The following is a 15,641-nucleotide window of genomic DNA, read 5'->3' on the forward strand; positions in this document are numbered from 1 at the left end:
CACGGTCCACGCTGGCTCCCGTCATCGACGAGCGGACCAGGGAGAACACGCATGACGGCGATCAGCAGGGTGACCGGGCGGCAGATCCTCGACAGCCGGGGCAACCCGACCGTCGAGGTCGACGTGCTCCTCGAGGACGGCTCGGCCGGGCGGGCCGCCGTGCCGTCCGGGGCGTCGACCGGGGCGAACGAGGCGGTCGAGCTGCGCGACGGCGACCCGCGGCGCTATCACGGCAAGGGGGTGACCAAGGCCGTCGCCGCGGTGAACGGGGAGATCGCCGAGGCCGTGATCGGCCTGGACGCCGAGGACCAGGCGCTGGTCGACACCGTGATGATCGAGCTGGACGGGACGAAGGACAAGGCCCGGCTCGGCGCGAACGCGATCCTCGGGGTGTCGCTCGCGACGGTGAAGGCGGCGGCCCGGGCACACCGGCTGCCGCTCTACCGGTACGTCGGCGGCGTCGGCGCGCGGCTGCTGCCGGTCCCGATGATGAACGTCATCAACGGCGGGGCGCACGCGGACAACCCGCTCGACTTCCAGGAGTTCATGATCTCGCCGGTGGGCGCGGCCACGTTCGCTGACGCCGTACGCATGGGCTCGGAGATCTTTCATGTCCTGCGCGGGCAGCTCGCGGCGGCCGGGCACAGCGTCAACGTGGGCGACGAGGGCGGGTTCGCGCCGGATCTCGCGGACGCCGACGAGGCGCTGCGGTTCGTGGTGCGCGCGATCGAGGAGTCCGGCTACCGGCCCGGCGCCGACGTCGCGATCTGCCTTGATCCGGCCAGTTCCGAGTTCTTCGAGGACGGCATCTATGCGTACGAGGGGGAGGGCCGCCGCCGGACCCCGGACGAGCACATCGCCTACCTGCTGGACCTCGCCGGGCGCTACCCGATCAGCTCGATCGAGGACCCGATGGCCGAGGACGACTTCGCCGGCTGGCGCAGGCTCACCGAGCAGGCCGGGGACCGGCTGCAGCTCGTCGGCGACGACGTGTTCTGCACCGACGCCGACCGGCTGACCAGCGGCATCGAGGGCGGCTACGCCAACGCGATCCTCGTGAAGGTCAACCAGATCGGCACGCTCACCGAGACCTTGCGTACGGTCGAGACGGCCCGGCGCGCCGGCTACCGGGTGGTGATCTCGCACCGCTCCGGCGAGACCGAGGACACCACGATCGCCGACCTGGCCGTCGCCACCGGATGCGGCCAGATCAAGACCGGGTCGCTGTCCCGCAGTGACCGCACGGCGAAGTACAACCGGCTGATCCGGATCGAGGAGGAGCTGGGCCGGTCGGCCCGCTACGGTGGGCATTCTGTCTAGTACTCCCCGGTAGTGGGGGCGCGATCTGTGCAATCTGCGCGACGAAAAATGTGCTTGTTGCGCAGACCACACCCGCGTTCCAACCTGTGTGTCATCAGCCGGCCACGGGAGGGTGCACGATGTCCGTCAATGACACGCTGACCAACGAAGAGCGACTCGCGGAGCTCGACCTGGACACGCTCAAGCAGCTGGTCGGTCTGGTCGAGTACGACTCGGCGGGCGACCCGTTCCCGGTCACCGGATGGGACGCGATCGTCTGGGCGGTCGGCAACGCCACGCAGTCGGCGCACTTCTTCCAGTCCGCGTTCGGGATGGAGCTGATCGCCTACTCCGGCCCGGAGACCGGCAACCGCGACCACATGTCGTACGTGCTGAAGAGCGGCGCGATCCGGTTCGTCGTCCAGGGCGGCGTCGACCCGGACAGCCCGGTCATCGCCCACCACGCCCGGCACGGCGACGGCATCACCGACATCGCCCTCGCCGTCCCGGACGTGGACAAGTGCGTCGAGCACGCCCGCGCGCAGGGCGCCACCGTGCTCGAGGAGCCGCACGACATCAGCGACGAGTTCGGCACCGTGCGGATCGCGGCGATCGCGGCGTACGGCGAGACCCGGCACACCCTGGTCAACCGGGAGCACTACACCGGTCCGTACCTGCCCGGCTACGTGGCCCGGACGTCGAGCCACCGCAAGCGCCCGGGCGCCCCGAAGCGGATCTTCCAGGCACTCGACCACGTGGTCGGCAACGTCGAGCTCGGCGCCATGGACGAGTGGGTCGCCTTCTACAACCGGGTCCTCGGCTTCACCAACATGGCCGAGTTCATCGGCGACGACATCGCCACCGACTACTCCGCCCTGATGTCGAAGGTGGTCGCGTCCGGCAACCACCGGGTCAAGTTCCCGCTCAACGAGCCGGCGCTCGGCAAGAAGAAGTCGCAGATCGACGAGTACCTGGAGTTCTACCGCGGGCCGGGCGCGCAGCACCTCGCGCTCGCCACGAACGACATCCTGCGTGCCGTCGACGCGCTGGTCGAGGAGGGTGTCGAGTTCCTCGCGACGCCGGACTCGTACTACGAGGACCCGGAGCTGCGGGCCCGGATCGGCAACGTCCGGGTGCCCATCGAGGAGCTGCAGAAGCGCGGCATCCTGGTGGACCGGGACGAGGACGGCTACCTGCTGCAGATCTTCACGAAGCCGATCGGCGACCGGCCCACGGTGTTCTTCGAGCTGATCGAGCGGCACGGCTCGCTCGGCTTCGGCAAGGGCAACTTCAAGGCGCTCTTCGAGGCGATCGAGCGCGAACAGGCCAAGCGTGGGAACTTCTAGTCATGGCCTTCTATCAACGGGCCGGCCACGTCCCGCCCAAACGGCACACCCAGCACCGTGACCCCGAGGGTCGCCTCTACTACGAGGAGCTGATGGGGGAGGAGGGCTTCTCGTCCGACTCCTCCCTGCTCTACCACCGGCACGTCCCGTCGGCGGTGGTCGGCGCCCGGATCTGGCAGCTGCCGGACCAGGCGACCACCGCCAACCAGCCGCTGCTCCCGCGCCACCTGAAGCTGCACACGCTCTTCGAGGGCCAGGAGTGGAAGTCGTGCGACGCGGTCCGGGACCGGCGGCTCGTGCTCGGCAACGCCGACGTCCGGATCAACTACGTGGTCTGCGGTACGGCGTCGCCGCTGTACCGCAACGCCACCGGCGACGAGTGCGTCTACGTCGAGGCCGGAACCGGCGTCGTCGAGACCGTCTTCGGCTCTTTGGAAATCGGCGCCGGCGACTACGTGATCATTCCGCGGGCCACCACGCACCGGTGGCTGCCGTCCGGTGACGAGCCGCTGCGGCTCTACGCCATCGAGGCGAACAGCCACATCGCGCCGCCGAAGCGGTACCTCTCCCGGTACGGGCAGTTCCTCGAGCACGCCCCGTACTGCGAGCGCGACCTGCGGCTGCCCGAGTTCACTTCCTCTGTGCAGGAGGAGGAGCACGTCGAGGTCTACATCAAGCACCGCGGCGACGGGCCGGCCGGGCTCGCCGGCAGCGTGCACGTGCTGCCCCATCACCCGTTCGACGTGGTCGGCTGGGACGGCTGCCTCTATCCGTACGCGTTCAACATCGCCGACTACGAGCCGATCACCGGGCGGATCCACCAGCCGCCGCCGGTGCACCAGGTCTTCGAGGGCGCCAACTTCGTGATCTGCAACTTCGTGCCGCGCAAGGTGGACTACCACCCGCTCGCCGTGCCGGTGCCGTACTACCACTCGAACGTCGACTCCGACGAGGTGATGTTCTACGTGGGCGGCGACTACGAGGCGCGGAAGGGATCGGGCATCGACGTCGGGTCGATCAGCCTGCACCCGGGCGGCTATCCGCACGGGCCGCAGCCGTCCGCCATCGAGGCCAGCCTCGGCGCGGAACGCTTCGACGAGACAGCCGTCATGGTCGACACGTTCCGCCCGCTCGGGTTCGGCGAGGCCGGCCGCCTCAGCGACGACGGCGTCTACGCCTGGACCTGGGCCCGGAAGCCGTGAGCCTCAACCCGCTCTTCCTGCGGCTCTTCGACGACGCGGCGATCTTCCCGCCCGGCGATCTGCCGATGCCGGACGCGGTGAAGGCCCACCGGGAGCGCCTGGCGTCACCCCTCGCCCCGCTCCTCGGCCCGTTCGTCTGCTCCCACGCGCGTCTCGGCGAGCTTCTTGAGTGCGGGCCCTCCTTCCCCGTCGCGCTCACCGTCCCCGGCCCGTCGTCCCTTTCCGACGCGCTGACCAGAATCGATCTGGTCGCGGTGGAGGGTCCGGGGCTGGCGGAGCCGGCGGGGACGCTGACGACGTACACGGAAATGCCCGTGCCGGAGATCAGCGTGACGCGCCTCGCCGCCCTGCATGACGCAGGCTTGCGCCTGAAGATCAGGACCGGAGGGGTACGGGCGGAAGCGTTCCCGACCGAGAAGGATCTCGCGCGGGCGCTCCGGTCGGCGGTGCGGGCGGGCTGTCCCTTCAAACTGACGGCAGGGCTGCACGACCCGGTCCGTCATCGCGACCCCCTGACCGGTTTTGAGCATCACGGATTTCTCAACGTGCTGGTCGCGACCGCGCACGCCGTGCAGGGCGGCGACGTCGCCGAGGTGGCCGCGGCGCTCGCCGACCAGGACGCCCACCGGGTCGCCGCGGCGATCACGACCATCGACGCCGCGCTCGCCCGGCAGGTCCGGGAGCACTTCGTGAGCTTCGGGACGTGCAGCGTCAGCGAGCCGGTCGGCGGCCTTCTCGATCTCGGACTACTCCCGGAGGACCTGCGGTGACCGCACTTCCCGGCATCGGCGCGCTGCCCTACGGGGTGTTCAGCACGGCGGACGACCCGCACCGGCGGACCGGCGTGGCGCTCGGTGACCAGATCATCGACCTGCCGGCCGCGGTGCGCCGCCTCGACCCGTCGCTGGCCGCCGCGGTGGCCGGCCCGACCCTGGACGCGCTGCTCGCCGCCGGGCCCGCGACCTGGTCGGCGCTGCGTGCGTCACTGATCACCTGGGTGACCGATGAGGCCCACCGGGAGCTGCTGCCGCTCGTGCCGGCCGCCGACGCGGTGATGCACCTGCCGTTCACCGTCGCCGACTACGTCGACTTCTACGCCTCCGAGCAGCACGCCACGAACCTGGGCCGGATCCTGCGCCCCGGCCAGGAGCCGCTCACGCCGAACTGGAAACACCTGCCGATCGGCTACCACGGCCGCGCCGGAACCGTCGTCGTGTCCGGAACCGACATCGTCCGCCCGAGCGGCCAGCGTCCCGGCGGCGTCTTCGGCGCGACGCAGCGGCTCGACATCGAGGCCGAGCTCGGTTTCGTCGTCGGCACGCCGTCGACGCTCGGCCAGCCGGTTCCGCTGACCGCTTTCGACCAGCACGTCTTCGGAGTGTGCCTGGTCAACGACTGGTCGGCGCGCGACATCCAGGCCTTCGAGTACGTCCCGCTCGGCCCGTTCCTCGGCAAGAGCTTCGCCACCTCGGTCTCGCCGTGGATCGTGCCGCTGGCCGCGCTGGACCACGCCCGGGTGGCGCCGCCGGTGCGGGAGGTGCCGCTCGCGCCCTACCTGGACGACGAGAAGGCCGAGCCGTGGGGCCTCGACGTGCGCCTCGAGGTGCGGCTCAACGGTCACGTGGTCTCCAGCCCGCTGTTCGCCGGCATGTACTGGACGGGCGCCCAGATGCTCGCCCACCTGACCGTCAACGGCGCCTCCCTGCGAACCGGCGACCTCTTCGCGTCGGGCACCATCAGCGGCGGCTCGCCCGGTTCCCTGATCGAGCTCTCCTGGAACGGCCGGGAACCGCTGCGCCTCCCGGACGGCTCGACGAGGTCCTTCCTCGAGGACGGCGACGAGGTGGTCATCAGCGCCACCGCTCCCGGCCCGGACGGCACGCCGATCCTTCTCGGCGAGGTGAGAGGAAGAGTGACGCCGGCAGCCCTCTGATCGCGGCCGGAGGTGGCCTGGTCTTGCATGGCGCGTCGCCTGGGCCCCTTCCGGCCGCCGGCGGCGCCGGACCACCTCAGGTCGCGGGTCGGGGCGGGGTCAGTTCTTCAGCTTCCCTGCTCCGGGGCCGGTCAACTCGGCGGGGTGGGTGGGGCGTCCCGAGGTGGCGAGGAGCAGGGCGAGGGCGGTACCCCGTACCTCCGGGCCGTGCCCCTGATCGAAATCCACGTCGGTGGCGATCAGACGCAGACCGGCGGCGCGCTCCCTGCCGCCGCCCATGGCGACCCTGGTGCGCAGCTGGAGGCGCAGCGCCACGGCCACCTCGGCCGGCGGATAGTCGCCGGTCAGACCGGTGGCGCGACGGATGTCCTCGCCGTGCACGTAGGCCTCGACCAAGCGCGTCGCGAGCGGCGCCGGTGGTGTGCTGGTGCGATCAGAAACGGACCGCAACGCGGCGATGGTGTCGGCGGGGTCGGGGTGGCGCTCGCGGGCGACGCCCCGCGCGTTCTGCCTGTCGAAGTCGAACCGGGCGGCGATCATGTCGCGGACGAAGCCGAGCCGGGTCGCCTTGGCGCTGTCGATCAGGTGGGCCACGACGTCGTGCACGTCCCAGCCGGCGCACGCGGTGGGCGCGCTCCACTGTTCCGGCGTGAGCTTCTCCAGGTCACGAGCGAGAGCTGCGCGTTCCCGATGAACCGCTGTCCAGACCGTCATGCCAGCTACTAAAACAGTAGTGTCGACTATCGCACAAGTAGTTAGAATGGCGGCGTGGCGAACCGGCGTACCTATGGCTCCTATGACGACGGCTGCGCGTCGGCGCATGCGCTCGATCTGATCGGCGAGCGGTGGGCGCTCATCGTGGTGCGCGAGCTGATCCTGCGGCCGAAGCGGTTCGCCGACCTCCAGCACGACATTCCGGGGATCGGCCCGGGCGTGCTCTCCCGCCGCCTGCACGACCTCGAGGAGAACGGGATCGTGCTGCGGCGGACCCTGCCCCGGCCCGCCGCCGTGACCGTTTATGACCTCACCGAGTGGGGCCGTGCGCTGGAGGAGGTCAACGCGGCGCTGTCCCGGTGGGCGGTCCGTTCGCCGTCGCTGCCCCTCGACGCCGACATGAGCCCCGACACCCTGGTCCTGGCGATGCGCGCCCACGCCCGCCCGGCCCCACCCAACGCGCCCGAGTCGACGGTCGGCCTGACCCTGACCCGCGACGGCGAGCCGGCCCACTACCTGGCGACGGTGACCCCCACCGGCACAACCATCGAAGCAACGACGATCCAGCCCACCGCGACGCCGGATGCGGCAACGACGATCCAGCCCGGCGCGACGCCAGATGCGGCGGCGACAATCCCGGCCGGCGTGAGGGTCGGGGGCGCGTGGGTCCCGGCCGGCATGACGATGGAAGCGGCGGCGGTCCCGGCCGGTGTGAGGGGCGATGCGGCGGCGATTCCCGCCGGCGTCGATGCCTGGGTGGAGGCGTCGACGAAATCATGGAAGTCGTTGGTTGTTGCGGGTGCCGACCTCTCTGCGGCCGACGTCGTCATCGCCGGGGACAAGGGAGCGGTCCGCTCCCTGCTGGCCGCGACCCGGCTCTGAGCGCTCTTCCAAGGCCGGGCGCAGATTGAGACTGATCAAAACCGGACTGGGTGAGCCGGTGCACCAACTGGCCGCCGCTGTCTTGGAAAGGCGCGCGGACGTGGGCCTCCGCGGTTCCGGAAGTTTCGGTGGTCGGCCGCGTGTGACCACGCCTTGACGCTATCGACGCGTGACTATATGTTCCGGACGTCCTCCTGAAACATCCCCGAAACTTTCGGAGGCGTTCGTGCGTATCCTCACTCTGTTGACCGTTGCTGTCCTGACCGCCACCTCCGTCCCCGCGGCCGCCGCCCCGCACGCCGCCGCGAGCCCGCGAGCCGGCGCGAGCCCGTCCGCCGGCGACCGCAAAGCCGCCGATCACAAAGCCGGCTACCGCAAAGCCGCCGATCGTAAAGCCGGCTACCACGAAGCCGCCGGTCACAGAGCCGGCGACTACATCTCCACCCGCCCCGGCCCGGGGCGCTTCCCACTCGTGGCCGGCGGCCGGGCGGCGCCCATCGTCGTCGATGAGGACGACTTCGCCGGCGTCGTCCGTGTCGCCGGTGATCTGCAGTCCGATCTGGCCCGGGCCACCGATGTGCGACCGTCGATCGGCGCTACCGTGCCGCGCGGCCGTGACCCGATCATCGTCGGAACTCTCGGGCGCAGCGAGCTGATCGACTCGCTCGCCGCGAAGCGGAAGATCGACACCCGGGGTGTCGCCGGGAAGTGGGAGACCTCGCTGCAGCAGGTGGTCGAGAATCCGCTGCCCGGCGTGAAGCGGGCATTCGTCATCGCCGGCAGCGATCAGCGCGGCACGATCTTCGGCGTCTACGACGTGTCGAAACGGATCGGCGTCTCGCCCTGGCATTTCTGGGACGACGTGCCGGTGCCGCACGCCGACGCGCTCTACGCGCTTCCGGGCCGGCACACCCAGGGCACCCCGAAGGTGAAGTACCGCGGGTTCTTCATCAACGACGAGAATCCGGCGACCGGCACCTGGGCGCCGAACTATTTCGGGCCGGGGAAGGCGCCGGGCTATGAGGGCGGGCTGAACGCCGGCTACTACGCGAAGGTCTTCGAGACGATGCTCCGGCTCAAGGCCAACTATCTGTGGCCGGCCGTATGGGGCCGCGCGTTCGCCGAGGACGACCCGGCCAACCACGAGACGGCCACGGCGTACGGCGTCGTCATGGGCACCTCGCACGAGGCGCCGATGATGCGCGGCATCGAGGAATGGAACCGGCACGCGAAGGCGGCGGTCCGGGACGCGAACGGCACCATCGTCACGCCCGGCAGCGACCCGTACGGCGGAACCGGCGAGTGGAGTTTCCGGCGCAACCGGGACGCGATCGTCGCGTATTGGCGGGACGGCGCCCGCCGGATGAAGGAGCAGGGATTCGAGGGCGTCATCACGCTCGGCATGCGCGGGAACGGCGACGTGAGCCTGCCGGACGGCGACGGCATCGATCTGATGAGCTCGATCATCGACACCCAGCGCGCCATTCTCGCCGAATTCGGGCTGCAGGAGGCGCCCCAGGTGCAGACCCTCTACAAGGAGGTGCAGCGCTACTGGGACTCCGGATATCAGCCGCCCGAGGACGTCACCGTGGTGTTCTGCGACGACAACTGGGGCAACATGCGCAAGCTCCCGCACGCCGGTCTGCCGGAGCGCAGCGGAGGGTACGGGCTCTACTACCACTTCGACTACGTCGGTGACGGCCGCAACTACAAATGGGTGGACACCACCAATCTGGTGAACACGTGGGAGCAGCTGAACCTCTCGTACCGGAAAGGGGTTGATCGTCTCTGGGTCGTCAATGTCGGCGATCTGAAGAACGAGGAGCTGCCCACCCAGTTCTTCCTGGACTACGCGTGGAATCCGGACGCCATTCCGCTGTCCCGGCTGGGGGAGTGGGAGAAGGGCTATGCCGCGCAGAACTTCGGCGCCGCGAAGGCCGCGCCGATCGCCGAGGTCCTCTCCGAATACGGCCGGCTGCAGTCGCGCCGCAAGCCGGAACTGCTGAACCGCCGCATCACCGGCGAGGGCGCGAACATCGTCTACAACGACCAGGAGAACCCCTACAGTCTCACCGCCTATCGCGAGATGGACCGGGTCGTCGCCGAATGGCAGCGGCTGGCCGCCGAATCGGCGCGCATCAAGCGCGGGATTCCGGCAGCCGCGCAGGACGCCTATTTCCAGCTCGTCGATTATCAGGTGCAGGCCACCGCCAATCTGTACGAGCTCCGGCGCGCCCAATTCACGAACATCCTGTATGCGGCGCAGGGCCGGTCGGCGACCAATGACCTGGCCGACGAGGCGGAGGCGCGGTTCGCCGAGGATCAGGCGCTCAGCGACCACTACAACACGCGTCTCGCCGGCGGGAAATGGGCGGGCTGGCAGACCCAGCCGAAGATCGGGTACGGCAATGCGGAGCGCTACAACAACGCGGGCTGGCAGCAGCCGCAGACCGACAACCACGTCGCGCTGCCGGACGAGATCTACCCGCATCTGAAGCGCATCGAGGTGCCGCTGGCCGCCACCATGGGAATCGACGACCGGCTCGCCGAGCTCAACCCATGGCAGGCGCAACCGGAGCAGTTCTTCGAGATCTACAACAAGGGCGCGACCGCTTTTGATTACCGCATCACGACCGGGGAGCCGTGGCTGACCGTCAGTCCCGCCGCCGGCCGGGTCGACGATCAGGTCCGCGTCCGGGTCGCTGTCGACTGGCGTCGTGCGCCGCGCGGGCTGACCACCGTACCCATCTCGGTCGAAGGCCCGGGTGGCACTCAGATCGTGCAAGCCGCGGTGCGCAACCCCGCGCAGAGGCCGGTCGGCTTCGCCGAGGCGGACGGGTACGTCGCGATCAACGCCGACCACTACGACCGTCGTGCGGGCGACTGGCGGCTGCTCCCGAAGATCGGCAAGGTCGGCAACGGGATGGCCGCCGTGACCGGGAACGGCCGTCTCGAGTACACGATGACGCTGACCACTTCCGGACCGGTGAAGATCTCCGCCTACCTGTCGCCGCGCAACGACGTGCTCCCGACGGCGGGCCTGAAGTACGCGATCTCGCTGGACGGCCAACCGGCGCAGACCGTCGACGTGATCGCCGCGACCGGCGCCGACGACACCGCGATGAATCGGCAGTGGGCCCGCAACACCTCGGAGAACGCCAACGTGACCACCACTACGCACGTAGTCGACAAGCCGGGCGTGCACACGCTGACGTTCGCGGCCGTCGATCCGACGATCATCCTGCAGCGGCTCGTCGTGGACACCGGCGGCGTCGAGTACAGCTACCTGGGCCCGCCCGAGAGCCGGAGGTTCGGACGATGAAAAGGCGCACGCTGCTCACCTCCTCGGGCGTCGTGGCGACCGGTGCGGTGATCGGCCGGGACGTTTCTGATCAGTCCGATCGCCGCGGCCCGGACCGGTGGGTGCACACCTGGACCGCCATGCCGCAGCTGACCGAGCCGCACAACATGCCGCCGGCGCCGTTCACCAGCCTCGCCGACACGACGCTGCGGCAGACCGTGCGGATCACGGCGGGCGGCCGGCGGCTGCGGGTGCGCTACTCGAACGCGTTCGGCGGGGCCGACCTGCCGATCACCGCGGCCGCGGTCGCGCTGCCCGTCGGCAACCAGGCCGGATCCTCGGCGATCAGGGCCGGCACCTCCCGGCCGCTCACCTTCGGCGGCCGGCCGTCGGTGGTCGTCCCGATGGGCGCGCAGATCGTCTCGGATCCGATCGACCTGCCGGTGCTGGCCGCCGCGAACCTGACCGTCACCACCTATCTCGCCGAGGGGCAGAACACCACGGCGATCACCTCACACCCGGGTTCGCGCACCACGTCCTGGCTGGTCAACGGCGATCAGCACACCGCGCTCGACCTCACCGGCGCCACCCCGGTCGATCATTGGTACCTGCTCAGCGGCGTCGAGGTGCTCGGCGAGGCGTCCGGTCTCGTGGTGCTCGGCGATTCGCTGACCGACGGTCGCGGATCGACGACGAACGGCAACGACCGCTGGCCGGATCAGCTCTTCGACCGGCTCCGCGATCCCCGTCTGGCGGTGCTGAACCAGGCCGCCGGCGGCAACCGGGTGCTGCGCGACGGCTTGGGCCCCAACGCGCTGGCCCGTCTCGACCGCGACGTGCTGGCGGTGAGCGGCGCCCGGCAGCTGATCGTCTTCGAGGGGGTCAACGACATCGGCGTCGCCCCGGCGACCGATTCCGATCAGCAGCAGATCGTGGCCGAGCTGATCGGCGCCTACCGGCAGATCGTGCTCCGCGCCCACGCCGGCGACCTGCGAGTATATGGAGCGACCTTGACCCCGTTCGGCGGCAACATCTACGACGACGTCACCGGCCTGCGCGAACGTTCCCGCCAGGCGGTCAACGCGGCCATCCGGTCCGGCCTCTTCGACGCGGTGATCGACTTCGACGCCGCGGTCCGCGATCCGGCGGCGCCCCGGCAGCTGGCGCCCGCCTACGACACCGGCGACCACCTGCACCTCAACCCCGCCGGCTATGCGGCCTTGGCCGCGGCGGTGCCGCGCCGCCTGCTGTGAGCACTTCATCGGGTACGTCCGACCGCCCCGCCCGGCGGCCACGGGGGTAGACGTCCGCCGCCTCGACCCGGGCCGACCTGTCCTCGGGTCGGCTCGGGTCGACCTGCGCTCAGACCGGCTCAGGCAGGCTCGGGCCGACCTGCCTGAAGGCCGGCTCGGGTCGACCTGCGCTCAGACCGGCTCAGGCAGGCTCGGGCCGACCTGCCTGAAGGCCGGCCCGGGTCGCCCCGCCGTCAGGCAGGCCCGGGTCGAGGCCCGAATGCCGAAGGGAAGACCTCAGCCGACCGGCGCGGCGAGTTCGCGCAGCCGGGCGATCGCCGCCGAGCGCCGGTCGAACATCTCGAAGAGGGCGTCGGCCCGCAGATCCGTCAGGGCGTCGACGAGAGCCGCCGAGGGCGACGCGAAACAGATCCGGCTGCCGCGCAGGTGCGCCCGGTCCTGGACCTGCAGCAGCATCCCGAGGCCGGGCCGATCGATGGACGTCACGCCGGAGAGGTCGACGACGACCCCGTCGTAGCGGTCCACCGCCCACGCCAGCACGTCGCGCAGATCACCGGTCACCTCGCCGTCGATGCCGTCGCGCACCTCGACGAGCAGCAGTTCGCCGAGTTCGCTGGTCCCGATGACAGGGGAGTGCGTCGTCAACATGCGTCGACGATCATCGCCCTACCCGGCGACGACTGCACGAACGCATGACGATCTCGTGACGGCTTACGAGTTCTGCCGCGCCGGGGTGGCCGGGGACACCTTGCCGGTCCGGGGGTACGCCGGGTTCAGCACGGCCCGCTCGACCTGCTCCGGAGTCGGCGCCCAATCCCGCGGCTGAGTGGTGTTGATCTGCGCGACGTCATGCATGGCCGCTTCCATACCCGGATCTCGATATCCGAAGCCTCCCCTGCAAAGACCGAAATTCGCGACAGAACGGCGGTAGCGTGACCGGCATGCCAGGCCGGATCGTGGCCGGGGTGCTGGGCGGTGCGCCGGCCGACGACGCTCTGCGGCGCACGTTCGCCGAGGCGCTGCGCCGTGGCGCGTCCGTCGCGGTGATCGCCGCCGGACCCGCCACGACGCGTCAGGACCGTAGGGTGCGCGATCTCGTGCACCGGTGGGACGAGCAGTATCCCGCCATCGAGGTCACGCTCACGGTCAGCCGTGAGATCGATCCGGTCTTCACGCTGGCGGCCGCGAGCCGCGACAGTGATCTCCTGGTGATCCAGCAGAGCACCGACGCGCTCACGGCGGCCATCGTCGAGGACCTCGCGCACCTATCGCACAGCGCCCTCCTCATCGTCGATTGAGAAGCTCACACGATCGTGCAGGCGGCTCCGTTCAGCGTGAACGAGGCCGGTTTCGGGTTGGACCCGGTGTGCGTCCCATTGAATCCGAAGCTGACGGTGCCCCCGGCCGGAAGCCCCCCGTTGTAGGACGCGTTGGCGGCGGTCACCTGTGTACCGCTCTGCGAGACCGTCGCCGACCACCCCTGCGTCACCTTCTGCCCGGCCGTCAGCGGGAACCCGAGACTCCACGAGCCGAGAGCCGCCGGCCCGTTCGTGATCGTGACCGTCGCGGTGAACCCGGTGCTCCAGTCGTTGGTGGTGTAAGAGACCCGGCAGCCCGACGGTGAGACGGACGGTGAGACGGACGGCGACACGGACGGTGAAACGGAAGGAGACACGGACGGCGACACGGAAGGGGACACGGACGGCGACACCGACGCCGACGAGGAGACCGACGGCGACGGCGACACCCCGCCCGGCACCGCCCCCCACACCAGCGCGGGCCCATCCCACAGCGGCACCCCGGCGTTCGGCCCGGCCGCCGCCTGGTACGACGGGTCGTTCGCGGGATTCCACACCCCGCCCTCCGCCACACCGATCTTGAGCTGGACCTCCATCCGGTGGGCCGACTGCCCGGCCGGCGCGATCGTGTACCCGGTGCAGTCCACCTCGACGTACCAGACGTTCCCGGAGTGCTGCTTCGCCGACGTCGGGCCGGGGCAGCCCTGCGTGTAGGGCGAGCTGACCTGCAGCGCCGAGTCGTCGTCCCGGGTGAAGTAGTACCGGAACTTCCCGCTGGTCAGCTTCCGCGCCGGGAACGCCGACTTGTTGTAGACGATCACCTTGACGCCGGTCGACCGAGTCTCGTTCTGCATCACGGTGGTTTCCACGGACATTTCAGAAATGTCCGGACCGGTCGCCTCCGGGAACCCGGCCAGCGGCGCTCCACCGAACTCCCCGTAGAGCCGCGCGACAGCCGACGTGAACCCCGCGTTGTAGTCCGTCGCCACCTCGTTCATGACGTAGTCGCCCCGGTTGTCCACATAGGCGTCATCGGGTGACGACGGCCCGCCGACGAGCGCGCCGTAGAGCACGTGCCGGGTCTCCACCGGAACCTGCTGACTGTCCCACCATGAGCCGTGCGCCGTACGGTGGTGGGGGTTGCGGGGTGAATTCGCGCCGAACCCGATCACATAGCTGGAGTTACGCGGGTTGTCGCCGAGGGCGTAGTTCACCTGCCGGACGGCGAAGTCGTGATAGCGCTGCTTACGGGTCGCGTCGGTGAGGAAGTCGCTGTAGACGAGCGCCACGAACGCGGTGTTCGCCGCATAGCGCAGCGCGCCCCACGAGTCGACCACCACCATCCCACCGGGTGACGTGCGGACCTTCTCGCCGTTCACGCCGACCGTGAACCAGTCGAGCCAGCGGTTGGCGTCGTCGAGGTACTTCTGTTTCCCGGTCAGCTGGGCCAGCAGCACGTAGTTGCCGTACTGCTTGTTGTCCCAGGAGATCGTCCACTTGTACATCTTGGTGCTGGTCTGGTTCTCGTTGCCCTGCGCGTCGTACCCGGCCTCGGCCTTCGCCAGATAGGAGGCGTCCCCGGTGGCCTTGTGCAGCCAGATCGCGCCCCACACGAGTTCGTCGGCGTAACCGCTCCAGGACCGGTAGAAGCTGGTCGCGTCGGTGATGCACTCGTGGTAGTTCTTCCGCACCCGGTCGGCGAACGAGTACAGCTGCTTCGCGTGCGTGAGCAGGGTGTCCGCGTAGGCCGCGTCGGTCGGCCGGAAGACCATCGAGCTGGCCGCCATGGCGGCCGCCGTCTCCGCCGCCAGCTCGCTGCCGCCACAGGTCGCATCGATCTTGTACGCGGGCCGGGCCATCGGCATGACCTCGGCCGGCCCCCACCACTTGTGGTCGTCGTCGCCCTTGCCGACCTGGCCGTAGAGCACGTCGGCGCTCGGGTGCGCCTTGATGAAGTAGTCGTTCGGCACCCGCAGGTTGTTCAGCAGGTGGGTGAGCTGGCCGGAGTTCGCGTACGCGGTCCGGTTCTCCACGGCGCCCCAGGCCAGCATCGTGGTCGTGAACGCCATCGGCAGGCCGAACTTGACGTGGTCGCCGGCGTCGTACCAGCCGCCGGTCAGGTCGAGGCCCGCGTCGGCGCCGTCGGTCATCGCGGAGTCGCCGCGCCAGGACACCCGGTTCCAGGCGGGCTTCTCGCCGGACACCTGCGCCTCGTAGAAGAGCAGGGATTTCTGCAGGGCTTCGCCGTAGCTGTACGGGGGAGCGGCGGCGGCGTCGGACGGGGAGGCCACCCAGAGCAGGCCGGCGCCGAGGGCGGCGGCCGCGAGGATGGCGGGGATTCTGAGTTTCATCGGCGGTCCCACCTCGGAAGACAGTGACAGTCATCGTTACATGGGAGCGCTCCCAAGACAAG

13 protein-coding genes are annotated in these 15,641 nt (G+C 69.9%); 9 read left to right on the forward strand and 4 right to left on the reverse strand.

Going from position 1 to position 15,641, the window contains the following annotated elements; translation table 11 throughout:
* Positions 1 to 51 precede the first annotated feature (51 nt).
* The 5 genes from eno (at position 52) to fahA (ending at position 5,780) form a co-directional block, all read left to right on the forward strand.
* Positions 52 to 1,320 (forward strand): phosphopyruvate hydratase, encoded by a 1,269-nt coding sequence (gene eno / locus AB0G10_RS10040; RefSeq protein WP_360918424.1) that lies wholly within the window; start codon positions 52 to 54, stop codon positions 1,318 to 1,320.
* A gap of 119 nt (positions 1,321 to 1,439) precedes the next feature.
* Complete coding sequence (hppD, locus tag AB0G10_RS10045; protein WP_360918425.1) at positions 1,440 to 2,645, forward strand: 4-hydroxyphenylpyruvate dioxygenase; 1,206 nt, start codon at positions 1,440 to 1,442, stop codon at positions 2,643 to 2,645.
* 2 nt (positions 2,646 to 2,647) lie between these two features.
* Positions 2,648 to 3,847: a cupin domain-containing protein gene (locus tag AB0G10_RS10050; protein ID WP_360918426.1), complete on the forward strand. Its 1,200-nt coding sequence runs from the start codon at positions 2,648 to 2,650 to the stop codon at positions 3,845 to 3,847.
* Positions 3,844 to 4,617, forward strand: coding sequence for a hypothetical protein (locus AB0G10_RS10055; RefSeq protein WP_360918427.1), 774 nt, complete (start codon positions 3,844 to 3,846; stop codon positions 4,615 to 4,617). Before AB0G10_RS10050 ends, AB0G10_RS10055 begins: the two co-directional genes overlap by 4 nt.
* A complete protein-coding gene (gene fahA / locus AB0G10_RS10060; protein WP_360918428.1) occupies positions 4,614 to 5,780 on the forward strand; it encodes a fumarylacetoacetase in 1,167 nt (388 codons plus the stop codon). Before AB0G10_RS10055 ends, fahA begins: the two co-directional genes overlap by 4 nt.
* A gap of 99 nt (positions 5,781 to 5,879) precedes the next feature.
* Here the strand turns inward: fahA and AB0G10_RS10065 are convergent, their stop codons facing one another.
* Positions 5,880 to 6,494 (reverse strand): maleylpyruvate isomerase family mycothiol-dependent enzyme, encoded by a 615-nt coding sequence (locus AB0G10_RS10065; RefSeq protein ID WP_360918429.1) that lies wholly within the window; start codon positions 6,492 to 6,494, stop codon positions 5,880 to 5,882.
* 54 nt (positions 6,495 to 6,548) lie between these two features.
* Here AB0G10_RS10065 and AB0G10_RS10070 point away from each other — a divergent pair, with 54 nt between their 5' ends.
* From AB0G10_RS10070 to AB0G10_RS10080, 3 genes are all read left to right on the forward strand, one after another.
* The gene (locus AB0G10_RS10070; RefSeq protein ID WP_360918430.1) at positions 6,549 to 7,376 is read left to right on the forward strand and encodes a winged helix-turn-helix transcriptional regulator; all 828 of its coding nucleotides are present in this window, start codon (positions 6,549 to 6,551) and stop codon (positions 7,374 to 7,376) included.
* A 244-nt stretch (positions 7,377 to 7,620) separates the two neighbouring features.
* Entirely contained in the window at positions 7,621 to 10,698 is a 3,078-nt protein-coding gene (locus AB0G10_RS10075) for a glycosyl hydrolase 115 family protein (protein WP_360918431.1), read from the forward strand.
* Entirely contained in the window at positions 10,695 to 11,930 is a 1,236-nt protein-coding gene (locus AB0G10_RS10080) for an SGNH/GDSL hydrolase family protein (RefSeq protein ID WP_360918432.1), read from the forward strand. The genes AB0G10_RS10075 and AB0G10_RS10080 overlap by 4 nt, the downstream gene beginning before the upstream one ends.
* Before the next feature lie 276 nt (positions 11,931 to 12,206).
* Here the strand turns inward: AB0G10_RS10080 and AB0G10_RS10085 are convergent, their stop codons facing one another.
* Together AB0G10_RS10085 and AB0G10_RS10090 are read right to left on the reverse strand one after the other, a co-directional pair.
* A complete protein-coding gene (locus AB0G10_RS10085; RefSeq protein WP_360918433.1) occupies positions 12,207 to 12,578 on the reverse strand; it encodes an STAS domain-containing protein in 372 nt (123 codons plus the stop codon).
* Between the two features lie 63 nt (positions 12,579 to 12,641).
* Entirely contained in the window at positions 12,642 to 12,785 is a 144-nt protein-coding gene (locus tag AB0G10_RS10090) for a hypothetical protein (RefSeq protein WP_360918434.1), read from the reverse strand.
* A gap of 86 nt (positions 12,786 to 12,871) precedes the next feature.
* Between AB0G10_RS10090 and AB0G10_RS10095 the strand changes: the two genes are divergently transcribed.
* Positions 12,872 to 13,228, forward strand: a complete 357-nt coding sequence (locus tag AB0G10_RS10095; RefSeq protein ID WP_360918435.1) for a hypothetical protein — start codon at positions 12,872 to 12,874, stop codon at positions 13,226 to 13,228.
* Positions 13,229 to 13,233: 5 nt separating this feature from the next.
* Here the strand turns inward: AB0G10_RS10095 and AB0G10_RS10100 are convergent, their stop codons facing one another.
* Complete coding sequence (locus AB0G10_RS10100; RefSeq protein ID WP_360918436.1) at positions 13,234 to 15,579, reverse strand: glycoside hydrolase family 9 protein; 2,346 nt, start codon at positions 15,577 to 15,579, stop codon at positions 13,234 to 13,236.
* Between the last annotated feature and the right edge of the window lie 62 nt (positions 15,580 to 15,641).

It is taken from the genome of Actinoplanes sp. NPDC023714 (genome assembly GCF_040639855.1).
GTDB lineage: Bacteria > Actinomycetota > Actinomycetes > Mycobacteriales > Micromonosporaceae > Actinoplanes.